The 15,962-nt window shown below is 64.3% G+C and carries 12 protein-coding genes; 3 read left to right on the forward strand and 9 right to left on the reverse strand.

Going from position 1 to position 15,962, the window contains the following annotated elements:
• Positions 1-73: 73 nt before the first annotated feature.
• From purH to DBV08_RS11120, 4 genes are all read right to left on the reverse strand, one after another.
• Entirely contained in the window at positions 74-1,633 is a 1,560-nt protein-coding gene (gene purH / locus DBV08_RS11105) for a bifunctional phosphoribosylaminoimidazolecarboxamide formyltransferase/IMP cyclohydrolase (RefSeq protein WP_124567458.1), read from the reverse strand.
• Entirely contained in the window at positions 1,626-2,345 is a 720-nt protein-coding gene (purN, locus tag DBV08_RS11110) for a phosphoribosylglycinamide formyltransferase (protein WP_124567459.1), read from the reverse strand. Before purN ends, purH begins: the two co-directional genes overlap by 8 nt.
• Before the next feature lie 6 nt (positions 2,346-2,351).
• Positions 2,352-3,896 carry a DUF6350 family protein gene (locus DBV08_RS11115; RefSeq protein WP_124567460.1) on the reverse strand — a complete coding sequence of 515 codons (1,545 nt, stop codon included), beginning with the start codon at positions 3,894-3,896 and terminating at the stop codon, positions 2,352-2,354.
• 120 nt (positions 3,897-4,016) lie between these two features.
• Entirely contained in the window at positions 4,017-5,060 is a 1,044-nt protein-coding gene (locus DBV08_RS11120) for a DUF5336 domain-containing protein (RefSeq protein WP_124567461.1), read from the reverse strand.
• Between the two features lie 86 nt (positions 5,061-5,146).
• Here DBV08_RS11120 and DBV08_RS11125 point away from each other — a divergent pair, with 86 nt between their 5' ends.
• Positions 5,147-5,782, forward strand: a complete 636-nt coding sequence (locus DBV08_RS11125) for a YigZ family protein (protein WP_124567462.1) — start codon at positions 5,147-5,149, stop codon at positions 5,780-5,782.
• A gap of 42 nt (positions 5,783-5,824) precedes the next feature.
• On the opposite strand, the gene sucD is transcribed toward DBV08_RS11125, so the two are convergent.
• From sucD to DBV08_RS11140, 3 genes are all read right to left on the reverse strand, one after another.
• A complete protein-coding gene (gene sucD, locus DBV08_RS11130; RefSeq protein ID WP_003946432.1) occupies positions 5,825-6,727 on the reverse strand; it encodes a succinate--CoA ligase subunit alpha in 903 nt (300 codons plus the stop codon).
• A gap of 15 nt (positions 6,728-6,742) precedes the next feature.
• A complete protein-coding gene (sucC, locus tag DBV08_RS11135) occupies positions 6,743-7,912 on the reverse strand; it encodes an ADP-forming succinate--CoA ligase subunit beta (RefSeq protein WP_003946426.1) in 1,170 nt (389 codons plus the stop codon).
• A 179-nt stretch (positions 7,913-8,091) separates the two neighbouring features.
• Positions 8,092-9,933 (reverse strand): hypothetical protein, encoded by a 1,842-nt coding sequence (locus DBV08_RS11140; protein ID WP_260395524.1) that lies wholly within the window; start codon positions 9,931-9,933, stop codon positions 8,092-8,094.
• A 232-nt stretch (positions 9,934-10,165) separates the two neighbouring features.
• Here DBV08_RS11140 and DBV08_RS11145 point away from each other — a divergent pair, with 232 nt between their 5' ends.
• On the forward strand, positions 10,166-11,188 hold the full coding sequence (locus tag DBV08_RS11145; RefSeq protein ID WP_030534879.1) for a M23 family metallopeptidase: 1,023 nt from the start codon (positions 10,166-10,168) through the stop codon (positions 11,186-11,188).
• Between the two features lie 80 nt (positions 11,189-11,268).
• Here DBV08_RS11145 and pcrA read toward each other — a convergent pair whose 3' ends face one another.
• Positions 11,269-13,761, reverse strand: coding sequence for a DNA helicase PcrA (gene pcrA, locus DBV08_RS11150; protein WP_124567464.1), 2,493 nt, complete (start codon positions 13,759-13,761; stop codon positions 11,269-11,271).
• 316 nt (positions 13,762-14,077) lie between these two features.
• On the opposite strand from pcrA, the gene DBV08_RS11155 reads away from it, so the two are divergent.
• A complete protein-coding gene (locus DBV08_RS11155; RefSeq protein WP_206028826.1) occupies positions 14,078-14,413 on the forward strand; it encodes a chorismate mutase in 336 nt (111 codons plus the stop codon).
• Positions 14,414-14,487: 74 nt separating this feature from the next.
• Here the strand turns inward: DBV08_RS11155 and DBV08_RS11160 are convergent, their stop codons facing one another.
• Positions 14,488-15,942: an NAD-dependent succinate-semialdehyde dehydrogenase gene (locus DBV08_RS11160; protein ID WP_185564589.1), complete on the reverse strand. Its 1,455-nt coding sequence runs from the start codon at positions 15,940-15,942 to the stop codon at positions 14,488-14,490.
• Between the last annotated feature and the right edge of the window lie 20 nt (positions 15,943-15,962).

Raw genomic sequence — 15,962 nt, forward strand, 5'->3', positions numbered from 1 at the left:
AACCGGGCCGCCTGAATGCAGAACGGGCCCCGAACTCCCGTCGAGGAGTCGAGGCCCGCTACCGAAGCAGGAATCAGTGCGCGAAGTGGCGCGCACCGGTCAGGTAGAGAGTGACGCCGGCTTCCTTGGCCGCGGCGATCACTTCGTTGTCACGAACCGAACCACCCGGCTGAACTACAGCCTTGACGCCGGCGTTGAGCAGTACCTGCAGGCCGTCAGGGAACGGGAAGAATGCGTCCGAAGCTGCAACCGAACCTACGACGCGGTCACCGGCCCGTTGAACAGCAAGATGCGCGGCATCGACGCGGTTGACCTGGCCCATGCCGACGCCGACGGACGCGCCGCCGGAGGCCAGCAGGATCGCGTTGGACTTCACCGATCGGCTGGCGCGCCAAGCAAATTCGAGGTCAGCAAGGGTCTCGGCATCGGCTGCCTCACCGTTGGCGAGAGTCCAGTTGGCCGGGTTGTCGCCGTCGGCGTCCAGGACGTCGCGCTGCTGGAGCAAGGTACCGCCCGAGATGGGACGCAGTTCGATTCCGGTAGCGGTCGGAGCCGCAGCCTTCAGAACACGAATGTTCTTCTTACGCTGCAGAACCTCGACAGCTCCGTCTTCGTACGAGGGCGCGATGACAACCTCGGTGAAGATGTCGGCGATCTGTTCGGCCAGCTCGACGGTGACCTCACGGTTGGCTGCGATGACACCACCGAAAGCACTGACCGGATCGCATGCATGCGCCTTGCGGTGAGCGTCGGCGATGTCGGTGCCGATGGCGATTCCACACGGGTTGGCGTGCTTGATGATTGCGACGGCCGGATCAGTGAAGTCGTACGCTGCACGCCACGCTGCGTCGGAGTCCGTGTAGTTGTTGTACGACATCTCCTTGCCGTGCAACTGCTCTGCCTGAGCCAAACCCGCAGGGGCCGCCGGGTTTTCGTACAGCGCCGCGTCCTGATGCGGGTTCTCGCCGTAGCGAAGAACAGCGCTGCGGTTCCAGGTAGCACCGACCCAAGCCGGGAACAGCGAACCGTCCTCGTCAGCTGCGATCGTGCTCGTCATCCAACTTGCAACAGCGACGTCGTACGACGCGGTGTGCTGGAACGCCTGCGCCGCAAGCACAGTGCGCTCGCGCAAGGTGAATCCGCCACCGGCAACGGCAGTCAGGACATCGGCGTAACGAGCCGGATCGACCACGACGGCAACCGACGGATGGTTCTTGGCTGCAGCACGCACCATCGACGGGCCACCGATGTCGATCTGCTCGACGCACTCGTCCGGGCTGGCGCCCGAGGCAACCGTCTCGGTGAAGGGGTACAGGTTCACGACGACCAATTCGAAGGTCGCGATGCCGAGATCCTCGAGCTGAGCGAGGTGATCCGGCTTGCGGGTATCGGCGAGAACGCCGGCGTGGACGCGCGGATGCAGCGTCTTCACACGGCCTTCGAGGCATTCCGGGAATCCGGTCAGAGCCTCGACCGGCGTCACGGGGATACCGGCGTCGGCGATCTTCGACGCGGTCGAACCGGTCGAGACCAACTCGACACCGGCCTCGTGCAGGCCCGTGGCCAGCTCGATCAGACCACTCTTGTCGTAGACGCTGACAAGTGCACGGCGCACAGCCTTGCGTTCACTCACTGGGGATCACGGCCTTTCGTCCATCGGAAACCACTCCGCGCGTAGCAACAGCGGCGATGACGTCCGCCAACAACCGTCGCTCCACAATTTTGATGCGTTCATGCAACGAAGACTCGGTGTCGTCGTCATGCACCGGCACAGCTTCCTGCGCCAAGATCGGCCCGGTATCAACTCCACCGTCGACGAGATGCACCGTGGAACCGGTGACCTTCACGCCGTACGCCAGAGCGTCGGGAACCGCGTGCGCGCCGGGGAAGGCAGGCAGCAACGCGGGATGAGTGTTGATGATTCGGCCACCGAAACGCGCGAGAAAGGTGGGGCCGAGGATCTTCATGAAACCTGCACTGACCACCAGATCGGGTTCGTGCTCGGCCACCGCTGCCGTCAGTGCGTCGTCCCAGGCGGTGCGATCCTCGTAGGCCTTGATCGACACCTTGAAGGACGGAATCTTCGAGTCCGCGGCGTGCTCGGCAGCGAGGCAGTCCCGATCGACGCCGACAGCAACGATCTCGGCCGGGTATCCGTCGGCGTGCGAAGCCTCGATCAGCGAAGTCAACAGGGTTCCCGCACCCGAAGCGAGTACGACTACCCGCGCGATCGAGTCGCGAAATTGGACCCTGTCGGGCATTGTCGGCTGCGGATTGTCGGCCGAGGCAGTCAGCGCACTACTCCTGAGAACTGGAAGATGATGCGGCCGGAGTATCGGCCGCATGACAGCCTAGTCGCTGGACTCCTGCGGCTTCGAGGGCAGGTCTGTCTCCGGCTCGGGTGCGGCTGTGGGGTCGACTGCCGGGTCCGCCTCAGGCGCCGCGACAACCTCGGCGTCGACTACTTCGATCTCGACGGTTTCCTCACTCACGACCAGCGCAGGTTCGCCCGATTCCTCGACGATTTCGGCTTCGAGGACCTTGGTGACTACCACTGCAGATTCCTGGGCGAGCACTTCGTCGGTGTTTTCGTCGTCCGCCGCTTCCGGTGTGGCCGCGGCTGTGATCGCCAGTTCGGGCTCGACTGTCGGAGCAGGTTCAGCGGTCGGTACTGCAACCTCGTCCTTCATGTGTCCACGATGAGAGAACCACATAGCGATCAAGGCCGAGACGGTCCCGAACAACCCCAGCCACGCAAAGGTCAGGAGACCGAAGCCCCACCACAGGACCTCGACGGTGCCGAACTGCCCCAGGTCTCCCCCGGCAGCAAGAGCAAGCAGCGCCATGACGACGCCGACACCGGCAGCTGCCGTCAGCACTGCGAGCACGCTGTCCTGCCCGGCGATGCGTCGGGCACAATCACGGCCGAGAATCACGCCCACCGCTGCCGGAACGATCAACAACACAGGCCAGATTCCACCGGCGACACCTTCCGGAATCGCTCCGAGAAGGGGCAAAGGTGGCAGATCTCCGCCGATGTTGCCGAACACACTGATGGAGACGCTGCCGAAATCGGCCGTCGACCCGGTCATCACCGCGGCAGCGCCGACCACGAGGTTCGGCAGATAGAGCAGCGACAGCACCGTCAATCCCAGAATGCCGACAAACCCGTTTCCGCGCGCGAGTAGGTCACCGACCGTCGACCACGACACGAGTAGTGAGACGACGACAACCACGGCGCCCGCGGCCAGCAGCGCTGCCGACGCAGCCGCGGCCGGACGAACAGCGGCAGATGCCCACGGCGGAATCTCGGCGACGACGCGATCCCAGTGCGCAGCAGCAACACCGACGGACGCGGCGATCAGGTGAATCCCGGCGACCCAGCCGAAAGCGGCCAACGTGTTGGGGCTCGACAGCGGAATCGCCGCGGAGGCATCGGCGACCACTGCGAGCGCGATTGCCGTGATAGTCAACGGTCCGGCTACTGCGGCCCCCACCAGGCGGAGGGTGTCGTCACGGGAGTCGGTGTGCACCGCAGTCGACGCGCATCGGCGTGCGACCACCCACATCATGACGGCCGTCGGGAGCAATGGCAGCACGCCGAGTTGGACGCCGCTGATAGTCGCCGGCACTTGGTGGATGACCAACCAGGTGGTGGCTATGGCGCCGAAAGCTCCGGTCAGGTCGCTGCTCGCCGATACCAAGGTGACCACAACGACAGCCGCGATCAGCAGCATCGTCAGGCCCGACGGCCGGAAGGCGACGGTCAGCAGCTTGCGCGCCAGGTCCGGGTTCGGTGCCGGGCGACCGCCGCCGACGCGGCCGCCGCCAGCACGACCACGCCCGGGTCGTGCGGACGCGGGACGGGACCGGGTGCCATCAATCAAAGAACTCATCCCCTCGAGGGTTTCACTCGATAGTGCGCCGCGCACTCAGGCGCGCCGTCGGGCTCATGAATGTGGCCTCCACCCGCAGCGGGTCGGAGGCCACATCCATGTTCGTGAAACGAAAAAGTACTACTGCTGACGCTCGTCGGGGTTCTGCGAGCCGAAGACCTTGGTCTCGGCAGCGGAATCGCCGCTGCCCTGGTCAGGCTCAGCAGACGGCGTCGGTGCTTCGAATGTGGGCGGCTCGAAACCCGTCGGCTGCTCGGTCGAGCCAGCCTGCTGCTGGTTGTACGGCTGGCCGTAACCGCGTGGTGCGGTGAACTGGTCCGACGAGTAACTCGGGTTCGGCTGACTCGCGGGCTGCGAGGTCAGCGGATAGTAGGACGACGTCGTTGCTGCCGACGAGTCGGTCTGTGCGGGATTCTGCACCGGGTTCTGACCGTAGGGAGGCGCTGTCTGGCCGTAAGGCTGCTGCGAAGCACTCGGGTCGGCGGGGGCGGCGTGTGCTCCCCCGTATCCCTGCTGCTGCGCCTGCCCGTACTGCGAATTCTGCTGGTACTGGGGCTGCTGCTGAGCCTGCTGGGGCTGGCCGTACTGGCCCTGTCCGTAACCCTGCGACTGACCCGGCGCCTGACCCTGCGGCTGGCCGTAGCCCTGCGGCTGACCGTACTGCTGAGCTACCGGACGGGGTGCGGGAGCCTTCAGGATTCCGATCTCGAACAGCAACGCGGCCACTGCGACGACGGTTTGCACGAACGAGAGGATCAGCACGATGATCAAGCCCCAACCGAGGCTGATGTCGACGTAGTCGCTGGTACCGACGGAGAACGCGGCGAACACCAAAGCGAAGAATCCCGTGAGGGTGAGCGCTGCGGCGATGCCTGCATACGACTGCTTCGGGAGCAGCGACACGCCTGCGACCACACCGCCGGCGAAAACGAATCCGAGGCCGTAGATGCTCGACTCGAAGAAGCTCGAACTGGTGTCCAGGCCGCTACCGATGCCGCTACTGCTGCCGCTGATCGACGTAAACGGCGCAAAACCGAGCAGGAAATTGATCAGGCCGAGTGCCGCGACGGCGATGAGCAGGATGAATCCGAGATTCTTGGTTCCACCGCCCGCTGCCGGCTGATTCGGTGGCCCGAAGCTGGGCCCTTGCGGCGTGAACGTCATGACTTCTCCTCGTAGACGGTCTTCGATGGTTACCAGCGTATGTGTCTCGACTTCGCACGCTAACACCGACAGGAGACAATGGGCAGATGCCCTTCACCCTCGCGCCCGGCGCCGACCATGTCGTCGAAACCGAGGTGAAGCACTCACGATTCATCGCCGCGCTTCGCCGAGTAGACGACGCCGAAGCCGCCACGGAGTTCGTCGCTGAGCAGAAGTCGCTGTATCCCGATGCGCGCCATCATTGTTCGGCTTTCGTGATCGGATACGAGGCGAACTCACGCGTCGAGCGTGCACACGACGACGGCGAACCAGGCGGGACTGCGGGAGTGCCGATGCTTCAGGTTCTCAAGTCTCGAGATCTGGTCGATGTGATTGTTGTCGTCACGCGCTACTTCGGCGGAATCAAGCTCGGCGCCGGTGGATTGGTCCGCGCGTATTCCGGAGCCGTTTCGGTTGCTCTCGATTCGGCCGAGCTTGTGGCCAGGGAGAGGAAGGTCCTGCGCACTTTGGCGATCCGGCACTCGGAGGCCGGTCGGGTGGAATCGGAGCTGAGAGCGCGGGGCGTCTCGGTGCTCGGAACCACGTATGGAGCGAAGGCGGTGATGACGCTCGCCGCCGGTGACGCCGACGACCTCGACTCGATCGTCGCATCCATCACATCCGGTGCCGGGCAGTTGGAACCTGCCGGGTCGATGTGGGTCGATACCACTGTGCGTGGTTAAGGAGTCCGGAGACTCCCTAACCACGCACGGGGGCGAAGCCCCTTACAGGGACTGAAGAATCTCGCGAGCGAGAGCAGCGGTGGCGGACGGCGTCTTGCCGACCTTCACGCCTGCAGCTTCGAGAGCTTCCTGCTTGGCCTGAGCCGTTCCCGAGGAACCGGAGACGATGGCGCCTGCGTGGCCCATGGTCTTGCCTTCGGGAGCGGTGAAGCCAGCCACGTAGCCGACGACGGGCTTGGTGACGTTGGCCTTGATGTAGTCGGCTGCACGCTCTTCCGCGTCGCCACCGATCTCACCGATCATCACGATGACCTTGGTCTCGGGATCCTTCTCGAACGCCTCGATAGCGTCGATGTGGGTGGTTCCGATGACCGGGTCGCCGCCGATGCCGATGGCGGTGGAGAAGCCGAAGTCACGGAGTTCGTACATCATCTGGTAGGTCAGGGTGCCCGACTTGGAGACCAGGCCGATGGGGCCGGTGCCTGCAATGTTGGCGGGCGTGATGCCGACGAGGGCCTCGCCCGGGGTGATGATGCCGGGGCAGTTCGGTCCGATGATGCGCGTCTTCTTGCCCTTGGACTCGTTGTACGCCCAAGCGTAAGCGGAGTCCTGAACCGGGATGCCCTCGGTGATGACCACGAGGAGCGGGATCTCCGCGTCGATGGCCTCGACGATGGCGTCCTTCGAGAAGGCCGGGGGAACGAATGCGATGGAGACGTCTGCGCCGGTCTCCTTGATTGCCTCTTCGACCGTCGCGAAGACGGGGAGCTCGACAGGGGAACCGTCAGCAGCAACGTGCGAGACCGTGGTGCCGGCCTTGCGAGCGTTGACGCCGCCGACGACCTGGGTGCCGGCCTTGAGCATCAGAGCGGTGTGCTTGGTGCCCTCGCCGCCGGTGATGCCCTGGACGATGACCTTTGAATCCTTGGTGAGGAAGATTGCCATTGTTCTGTGAGTCCCTTACTTCGCTGCGTGAGCGAGTTCGGCGGCCTTGTCGGCGGCCTCGTCCATGGTTGCGACGACCGTGACCAGCGGGTGGTTGGCCTCGGCGAGGATACGACGACCCTCTTCGACGTTGTTTCCGTCCAGGCGAACGACGAGCGGCTTGTTGGCCTCGTCGCCCAGGGTCTTCAGTGCGCCGACGATGCCGTTGGCAACTGCGTCACACGCGGTGATGCCGCCGAAGACGTTGACGAACACGCTCTTGACCTGTGCGTCGTTGAGGATGACATCCAGGCCGGCAGCCATGACTGCAGCGGAAGCTCCGCCGCCGATGTCGAGGAAGTTGGCGGGCTTGACGCCACCGTGGTTCTCGCCGGCGTATGCGACGACGTCCAGGGTGGACATGACCAGGCCTGCGCCGTTGCCGATGATTCCGACCTCACCGTCGAGCTTGACGTAGTTGAGGTCGTTTTCCTTGGCCTTGAGCTCGAGGGGATCGGTAGCGTCGCGATCCTCGAATGCCTCGTGGCCGGGCTGACGGAACGCTGCGTTCTCGTCGAGGGTGACCTTGCCGTCGAGGGCAAGGATCTGATCGTCAGGCGTACGAACGAGGGGGTTGACCTCGACGAGGAGTGCGTCTTCGCCGATGAAGACCTCCCACAGCTTCTGGATCGTCACGGCCGCTGCGTCGAGCACCTCTGCGGGCAGCTTTCCTGCCTCGGCGATGCTGCGCGCGAACGCGAGGTCGACGCCCTTGACTGCGTCGACGGGGATCTTGGCGAGAGCGTCGGGGTTCTCCTCGGCGGTGACCTCGATCTCGACGCCACCCTCTACCGAGCACATGGCCAGGTAGGTGCGGTTGGTGCGGTCGAGCAGGAAGGAGATGTAGTACTCCTCGGCAATGTCACTTGCCTCTGCGACCAGCAGCTTCTTGACGACATGGCCCTTGATGTCCAGGCCCAGGATTGCCTCGGCGTTCGCCACTGCGGCATCCACGTCGGGCGAGTACTTGACGCCACCGGCCTTGCCGCGGCCGCCTACCTTGACCTGTGCCTTCACCATCACGGGCTTACCGATTTCTTCGGCAATCTCGCGTGCGCCGGCGACTGTGTCTGTAACACGTCCAGCCGAAGTCGGCACTCCGTGCTTGGCGAAGAGTTCCTTCGCCTGGTATTCGAAGAGATCCATCTGCTCACCGTCTCGTCTGCGTTGTCACCCGCTCGAGGGGTAGGAGCGGGTCTGTTCTGGACTTTAACCAGTTGCCGCGTTCGGTTTGCGCCCGCATTGATGCTATGTGGCCCAAGTCACGCGCAAATGCCCGATGAGGCGCGCCTCACCGAATCGGCAAGGTGGCCACACCGAATTTGTCAAGCATCAGTCTCACTGATTCTTGCGCTCGAGAACGCTGCAACGAGAAGCAACACTATGCCCGTGGCCGCTGTGATCGCACCCACCCCCACGGTTGCGTCCGATATGCGCGATGACGTGAGCGGCCACTCACTGACGTACACCAGCGCTGCCACGGCAGATCCGATCAGCAATGCCGCGCCCCGCGACGGCCGCGCGGACGCTGCGATCACGGCGGCGATCACGACGGTGACGCCGACGAGCAATTGACCCCAGACGTCAATTCCCCACGGCCACTCCAGAACTGAGGCCGCTGTGTAGGTGTCACCCTGATAGAGGGGGAGCGCGGTTCCGATCAGGACGGCGACGGCGCCGATCCCACCGACGAGAAGCACCAGCCCTCTCGAACCGCCGTCCACCGACGTGTCGACGTCCTCGCGCTCGGCGCTTCCCGCGAGCCAGACGAGCAGTCCCGTCGCCGCAGCGAGGAAAGCCGCGCCGCAGAGTACGAAGGCACCGATCCCCAACCCGACTCCCGGCACGTCGGTCGCGATGACCGCCGACTGCATGACCGCGGCGACTCCCATCACGACCGTCGTCCACAACACTCCGACGGCCGGACGCACTACGGTGGCGCGGCCCGGGGCGAAAAGGCCCAGCCCGGCGAGAAGCAATACGGCAGCGGCGAGCAGAACCAGTCGAGACGACAGCATCGACGGCTCCGGGATTCCCTCCGGCAACGACAGGACAGGCAAAGCCGAGCCGACGCCCGCAACAGCCGCCGTGATGATTGCGGCGGCGCCGGCAACGCGGTGAAGTCTGTCGACCCGCGCCTGCGCCGCCCGGGACTGCGCCACCATCGCTGCTTTGAGCGCACCCTTTGTTGTCTTCGTAGGCGCGCGGACCACACTTTCAGCGGGAATCGCACCTGTTTCACGTCTGGATGCGAGGTAAGGCGCTGAAACTCCGATCACGACGATGACCACTGCGGCCAGTGCCCCGACCACGGATCCCGAACCGACGCCGATCCGATCGCCGGCTGCGAACCCAGCCATCACCCTGGTTCCACTGACTGCGAGTGCGCCCAGACCGACACCGATCAGGGCGCCGCTGCCAACCGGCAGCGAGATGGACGTCAATGCCGCTGCGACCGCAACGAGTACCGCGACGCCGACCAGTCCTGTACCGACAGCCGTGGCCGACGCCGAGTCGACGAGTGGTTTGACCAGGAAGATCGGATCCTGCGAACTGAAGGAAGGACCGAACAGTGAGAGCACGAACACCACTGCAGCCAATATCAGCAGCGCAGTCGGCCATCCGCCGATCCGCCCGCCAACCGATCGCCCGTCGAATTCTGCGGCGCGAGCACTGCCGTATCCGTCTCGTTCCGATTCACGATGGACGACCATGAGCCCGAGAACACCGGCCGCCACAAGGAGTCCGTGGCCCGCAAGCGCGAGATAAGCACCGGGCCCCGCGTCGATCGAACCCGCCGAAATCGGACGGAAAAGGTCCAAGCGGTTTGCATCGATTGCGTCGACGAACAACTGAACGTCGAGGATCGCCGCGCCGAGCGACACCGCACCTATCCCGGCCAGGAGTCCACCTGCCATGGCGGGTCTGCGGCCCGAAACGAGTAGTGCCACCAGGGGCGCGACGATGGTGCAGACGGCTGCGAAGAGCGCCGCAGAAGTGACAGCGCCCGTCGTGTCGACCCCGCGGCCACTCCCGACTCCGACGACGGGACTGGCCGCCACTCCGACGGCACCGAGCAGTCCGATGACCGCCGCGAGGGGCGCCCCGGACTTCACTCGGGGGTCGTCGATACGCGCCTGCGACGTAGTTCCAGGTGTTGTGGACACTCGATCGACGGTAGTGCCTGAATGGACCGGTGATCCGGTTGTGACACGCGTGATCACGAAACGAGATGATTCGTCCGTTTTGCCCGGATCGACATATTCCCAGGTCAAGCTGTGAGGCACGTCACATAATCGGACAGGTTTCCGCTACGGCTTGCACCCATCGCAATCATTTCGTTACCGTCAGTCGGTCTAAGTCACGGGCTGATCACGAACTCGAGGAGAGAACCGGCATATGCATCACCGCAGCCAGTTCACCGCTAGTAGGTTCTCGAACTCAGCTCCAGACGAGGTCACGACCACTTATCCAACGCACTCGGCCAGGCGTTACACCGAGACCAAAAGTTCTGAGATCTCTACCGATATGTTCACTCGAAATTCATCCTCCACGTCGTCCGATTCCGACTCTCACGAGTTCGTCGAGTCCGACGTGATCAGCACCCCCACTTACGCCTCCTCCGCACCGACAGTCGATGTCGAATCTCCGGTTCGCCGCAGCGGTGCTCACCGACTCCCCACCCCTCCCTCTGCTCTCAAGGGCCGTGCCGCCGTTCTGGCAGTTGCAGCCGGCGCAGTTGTCGCTGCGGGCCAGGCAGTTGTCAACGACGGTTCCTCTTCCGCCGCCGACCACTCGGAAGTTGCACTCGCCAACGAGTCCTCCGCGATCGGCACCACCGCAGAACCTCAGGCCGCTCAGTTCGCTCCGGCCACCTCCACGGCAGCCACCACCGAAGCCGACGCTCCCCAGGTCCTCAACGTCGCAGCACCGACCGACCTCTCCCAGTTCAGCAACCTGCTTGCTAAGGGCCAGCGTTTCAGTGACGAGCGCGCAGCACGCGAAGCCGCTGCCCGACGCCCGCTGTTCGTCCTGCCGGCAGTCGGCACGTTCACGTCCAACTTCGGCACCCGCTGGGGCACCCTGCACGCCGGCGTCGACATCGCCGCCCCGATCGGGACGCCCATCGTCGCAGTCGCCGACGGCAAGGTCATCGATTCAGGTCCGGCTTCCGGATTCGGCATGTGGGTCCGCCTGCAGCACGCAGACGGAACGATCACCGTCTACGGCCACATCGACACGTCCACCGTCACCGTCGGTCAGCAGGTCATGGCCGGAGACCAGATCGCCACTGTCGGCAACCGCGGCTTCTCCACCGGCCCGCACCTTCACTTCGAGGTTCACCTCGCCGGCGAGAACAAAATCGATCCCCTCCCTTGGCTTGCCTCACGCGGCATCAGCCTCGGCGTCGAGCAGGACTGATCGCACGCCCAACGCTTCTGAGCAAAAAACTTCCGGCCCGCACCTTTCCAGGTACGGGCCGGAAGTTTTTTGCCCGTCTTTTACAGCTTGACCATCGGCACACCGCCGATGAGCATCAACCGCACCTTGCCCGCACTACCGAAGTCGATGGTGACCGTCGCGGTGGGTCCGGTGCCCTTGGTTTCCAACACGGTGCCCAGACCGTACTTGTCGTGGCTGACGCGGTCACCCGTGGCGAGGACCAGAACGTTGTTGCGGCCACGCGCGGCACCGAAACTGGGAGTCGACGCGGCCTTGCCGGACCCTCCCCCGTAGTTCTGCCCGCCACCGTATCCCTGGCCGCCCTGGCTACCGTAGCGGCTTCCACTGCCGTAACCGGGCCTGCCGCTTCCGAATCCGCCACCGGTGCCCGGATCCTCACGGCGCCAGTTGATCAGGTCCTCCGGGATCTCCTGGATGAATCGTGACGCCGGGTTCTGGATCGGTTGCCCCCAAGCCGAACGCATGATCGCGCGCGTCAGGTACAGGCGCTGCCTGGCACGGGTGATGCCGACGTAGGCGAGACGACGCTCTTCGGACAGCTCTGCCGGATCCCCGAGGGCGCGCATGTGCGGGAACTGCCCGTCCTCCCAACCGGTGACGAAGACGACCGGGAACTCGAGGCCCTTGGCGGTATGAAGCGTCATCATGGTCACGACGCCGTCGTCGGAGTCCGGCAGCTGATCGGCGTCGGCGACAAGTGACACCCGTTCGAGGAAGGCGGCAAGCGAACCCGGATCGGGTTCGCCTTCACGCATTGCTGCGGTTTCCTCGTCGTCTGGATCGATCAGCCCGGCCGCGTTTCGTGCGTCGGAACTGAATTCCCTTGCCACACTGACGAGCTCGTTCAGGTTGTCGAGTCGCGCGCCGTCCTGCGGATCGCTGCTCGCCGCAAGCTCGGCGCGGTAGCCGGTTCGCTCGAGCACCGCCTCGGCAACCTCACCGATGTCACCGAGCTCGAAGGGTTCGTCCTCGTCGGCGGCCGCTGTCGGCAGCAGGGCCCGCAGCCCGTCCATCATCTCGAGGAACGACGCGATGGCCTTCTGTGACCGCGTATTGAGCAGCGCCACTTTACCTTCCGCGCCGTCACGGAGAGCGGCGGCGAAGCTGATGTTGCGGTGCTCGGAGTGCACGGCGACGCAGGCTTCGGCTCGATCACCGATACCGCGTCGTGGCGTGTTGAGGATGCGTCGCAAGCTCACGGTGTCGTCTTCGTTGGCGAGGACGCGCAGGTACGCGACGATGTCCCGAACTTCCTTGCGCTCGTAGAAGCGAACGCCGCCGACTACCTTGTACGGCACGCCGAGTCGGATGAAGATCTCCTCGAGCGCACGTGAGGAGTTGTTGGTCCGGTAGAACACCGCGATGTCGGCGAACTTGGTGTCGCCCTGGTCCACCAGCCGATCGATCTCCGAGGCGACAAACGATGCTTCGTCGTGCTCGTTGTCTGCAACGTAGCCGACGATCAGTTCGCCTTCACCCGAATCGGTCCACAGACGCTTTTCTCGTCGACCGGTGTTCTTGGAGATCACGGAGTTGGCCGCAGACAGAATGTTCTGCGTCGAACGGTAGTTCTGTTCGAGGAGGATGGTCCGAGCGTCCGGGTAGTCGCGTTCGAACTCTTCGATGTTGCGGATCGTGGCTCCGCGGAATGCGTAGATCGACTGATCGGCGTCACCGACGACGCACAATTCGGCCGGGGCAACGGCATGGTCGGACTCTCCGGCTCCGCCGACCAGTTCACGCACAAGCATGTACTGCGCATGGTTGGTGTCCTGGTACTCGTCGACGAGCACGTGACGGAAGCGGCGGCGGTAGTACTCGGCGATCTGGGGAAACGCCTGCAAAAGCGCAACGGTCTCACCGATGAGATCGTCGAAGTCGAGTGCGTTCGCAGCACGCAGCCGCTGTTGGTAGTGGCCGTAGACCTTGGCGATCAGTCGCGGCAGTTCGGCCGGATCCTGATCGGCTGCGACAACCGCCTCTTCCGGTCCGACGAGTTCGTTCTTCAGGTTGGAGATGTGAGTGGCGAGTAGCCGCGCGGAGAATCGTTTGGTGTCGAGCTCGAGGTCCTTCGAGATCATCGTCAGCAGTCGACGCGAATCGTCGGAATCGTAGATCGAGAAATTGGAGTTCAAACCGGGCAGGAGCGCCGCCTGCGCTCGCAGGATGCGCACGCAACTCGAGTGGAACGTCGATACCCACATAGCGTTGGCACGCGGTCCGACAAGAGCTGCCACACGCTCGCGCATCTCGGCCGCAGCCTTGTTGGTGAACGTGATGGCCAGGATCTGACCGGGGGTGACACCCCGTTCGGCCAGCAGATAGGCGATGCGACGCGTCAGCACTGCCGTCTTGCCCGAGCCGGCGCCCGCGACGATCAGCAACGGCGAACCGGCATGGACCACGGCCTCGCGCTGTTGCGGGTTGAGACCCTCGAGGAGGGCGTCCGAACCCGCGTCGTGTCCCCGCGCGCCGCCCCCGTCGTGCTGGGAATGTCCGTCGTGCTCACCGAGTGCTGGGTACGTGTTCATCGCCTGTCCACGCTACCGGCGTCCACCGACACGGTCGTCAGTGCGTCCACCTGCTGGTAGAGGCACTTGGATTACCTGTGTCGAGCATGGCAAACTGGACGCTATGTTCAGCATTTCCGTTCGCGACAACACGGCCGACCCCGTCGGCCCGCTGTGGCGTTACTTTACGTGCCCCGGACCTCGGTGCACGTGATCTGAACAGCTCACCCGCCCCTGGTCCGAATCGGATCCGGGGCATTTTCGTCAGTGTGCCTGGATCGGTAACGACCCGAGCCGAGAGCACGATCCACGCAGTAGGAAGAGGAGACGAATAGCAATGAGCACCCAGGCTGCAGCCCCCAATGGAAATACTGTAAATACTGTCGATACTGTGAAAACTGTTCCGACCGACGTCGAGGTCCCCCAGAGCGAGGCCGAGATCGACGAACTCCGGAAAGAAATCGACCGGCTCGACGCCGAGATCCTCGCGGCCATCAAACGCCGCTCCGAGGTCTCCCAGATCATCGGCCGTACCCGGATGGCATCGGGTGGTCCGCGTCTGGTGCACAGCCGAGAGATGAAGGTCCTCGAACGGTTCAACGAGCTGGGTCAGGAAGGCCACACTCTCGCGATGCTGCTCCTGCGCCTGGGCCGCGGACGCCTGGGCCACTAGCGCACGCCCTGTTCACTCGCGAACGGCCACATCGGATGCCTCTGGCAGTCCCGATGTGGCCGTTCGCGTAAGTATCAGCTCTCGAGCGCGACGTACTTCGTATTCAGGTATTCCTCGATCCCCTCGGTCCCGCCCTCGCGGCCGAATCCGGATTCCTTCACACCACCGAACGGCGCTGCCGCGTCCGAGATCACTCCGCGGTTGACGCCGATCATTCCTGATTCCAGTGCGTCGGAAACGCGAAGCGCACGGTCGAGATCCCTCGTGAAGATGTATGCGGCCAGGCCGAACTCCGTGTCGTTGGCGGCTGCGATGCCTTCGGCTTCGGTGTCGAAGCCGGTGATCGCGGCGACGGGCCCGAAGACCTCTTCTTTCAGGATCCGTGCGCTCGCCGGAACGTCGGCCAACACCGTGGCTGGATAGAAGTATCCCTCACCACCTGGCGCTTCGCCGCCGAGCCGCACCTTCGCCCCGGCATCCACCGCATCTGCAACCAATTCTGCGACCGTGTCGAGTTGGTTCTGATTGATCAGCGGGCCGAGCTTCGTCTCCGGGTCGGTACCGGGTCCCATGGTGAAAGTCGCCATCTTCTCGGTCAGCTTGGTCGTGAACTCTTCACGCACGGCGTTGGCGACATGGAACCGGTTGGCGGCGGTGCATGCTTCGCCACCGTTGCGAAGCTTGGCGAGTACCGCACCCTCGACTGCCTTGTCGACGTCGGCGTCGTCGAACACGACGAAGGGTGCGTTGCCACCCAATTCCATCGACGTACGCAGCAACCGCTTCGCGGACTTCTCCACCAGCATCTTGCCGACGCCGGTCGACCCGGTGAAGGTGAGCTTGCGTAGTCGAGGGTCGTCGATGAGTGGGCCGGTCACTTCACCGGATTTCGATGTCGGCAACACCGACAGGACTCCGTCGGGCAGCCCTGCTTCGGCCATGAGCTGAGCGAGCAGCAGCATCGTCAACGGGGTCTCCGAGGCGGGCTTGACGATGATCGTGCAGCCGGCAGCCAACGCCGGTCCGATCTTGCGGGTACCCATCGCCAACGGGAAGTTCCACGGTGTGATGGCCAGACATGGTCCGACCGGTGCCTTCGTGACGAGGATCCGGCCGTTGCCCGCCGGTGCCGGCGTGTAGCGTCCGCCGATCCGAACGGCCTCCTCGCTGAACCACCGGAAGAACTCGGCGCCGTACTTGACCTCGGCACGGCTCTCGGCGAGTGCCTTGCCCATCTCGAGAGTCATCAGCAGCGCCACATCCTCGGCGCGCTCGGTGATCTTCTCGTAGACGGCTCGCAGGATTTCTCCGCGCTCACGTGCAGGAGTGCTCGCCCACGTCGACGAAACCGCCACGGCTTCGTCCAGCGCGCGCAACGCATCCGCCGGGCTCGCATCGGCGACGTCGGTCAACGATTTCCCGGTCGCCGGATCCGATACCGAAAATGTCGCGTTGTCCTCCGCGGGCACGAACCGGCCGCCGACGAACAACTGGGTGGGAACTGATCGAATGAATTCGAATGTGTCCATGGGTTCCATGATGCTCGCCG

The organism is Rhodococcus sp. KBW08 (genome assembly GCF_003852455.1).
Taxonomy (GTDB): domain Bacteria; phylum Actinomycetota; class Actinomycetes; order Mycobacteriales; family Mycobacteriaceae; genus Rhodococcus_F; species Rhodococcus_F baikonurensis.

What these genes read in the sequence shown, in the direction of transcription:
- purN (WP_124567459.1), bottom strand. Translation starts at nt 2,345, where the DNA reads ATGCGGCCGATACTCCGGCCGCATCATCTTCCAGTTCTCAGGAGTAGT.
- DBV08_RS11115 (WP_124567460.1), bottom strand. Translation starts at nt 3,896, where the DNA reads ATGAGTTCTTTGATTGATGGCACCCGGTCCCGTCCCGCGTCCGCACGA.
- DBV08_RS11120 (WP_124567461.1), bottom strand. Translation starts at nt 5,060, where the DNA reads ATGACGTTCACGCCGCAAGGGCCCAGCTTCGGGCCACCGAATCAGCCG.
- DBV08_RS11125 (WP_124567462.1), top strand. Translation starts at nt 5,147, where the DNA reads ATGCCCTTCACCCTCGCGCCCGGCGCCGACCATGTCGTCGAAACCGAG.
- sucD (WP_003946432.1), bottom strand. Translation starts at nt 6,727, where the DNA reads ATGGCAATCTTCCTCACCAAGGATTCAAAGGTCATCGTCCAGGGCATC.
- sucC (WP_003946426.1), bottom strand. Translation starts at nt 7,912, where the DNA reads ATGGATCTCTTCGAATACCAGGCGAAGGAACTCTTCGCCAAGCACGGA.
- DBV08_RS11145 (WP_030534879.1), top strand. Translation starts at nt 10,166, where the DNA reads ATGCATCACCGCAGCCAGTTCACCGCTAGTAGGTTCTCGAACTCAGCT.
- pcrA (WP_124567464.1), bottom strand. Translation starts at nt 13,761, where the DNA reads ATGAACACGTACCCAGCACTCGGTGAGCACGACGGACATTCCCAGCAC.
- DBV08_RS11155 (WP_206028826.1), top strand. Translation starts at nt 14,078, where the DNA reads ATGAGCACCCAGGCTGCAGCCCCCAATGGAAATACTGTAAATACTGTC.
- DBV08_RS11160 (WP_185564589.1), bottom strand. Translation starts at nt 15,942, where the DNA reads ATGGACACATTCGAATTCATTCGATCAGTTCCCACCCAGTTGTTCGTC.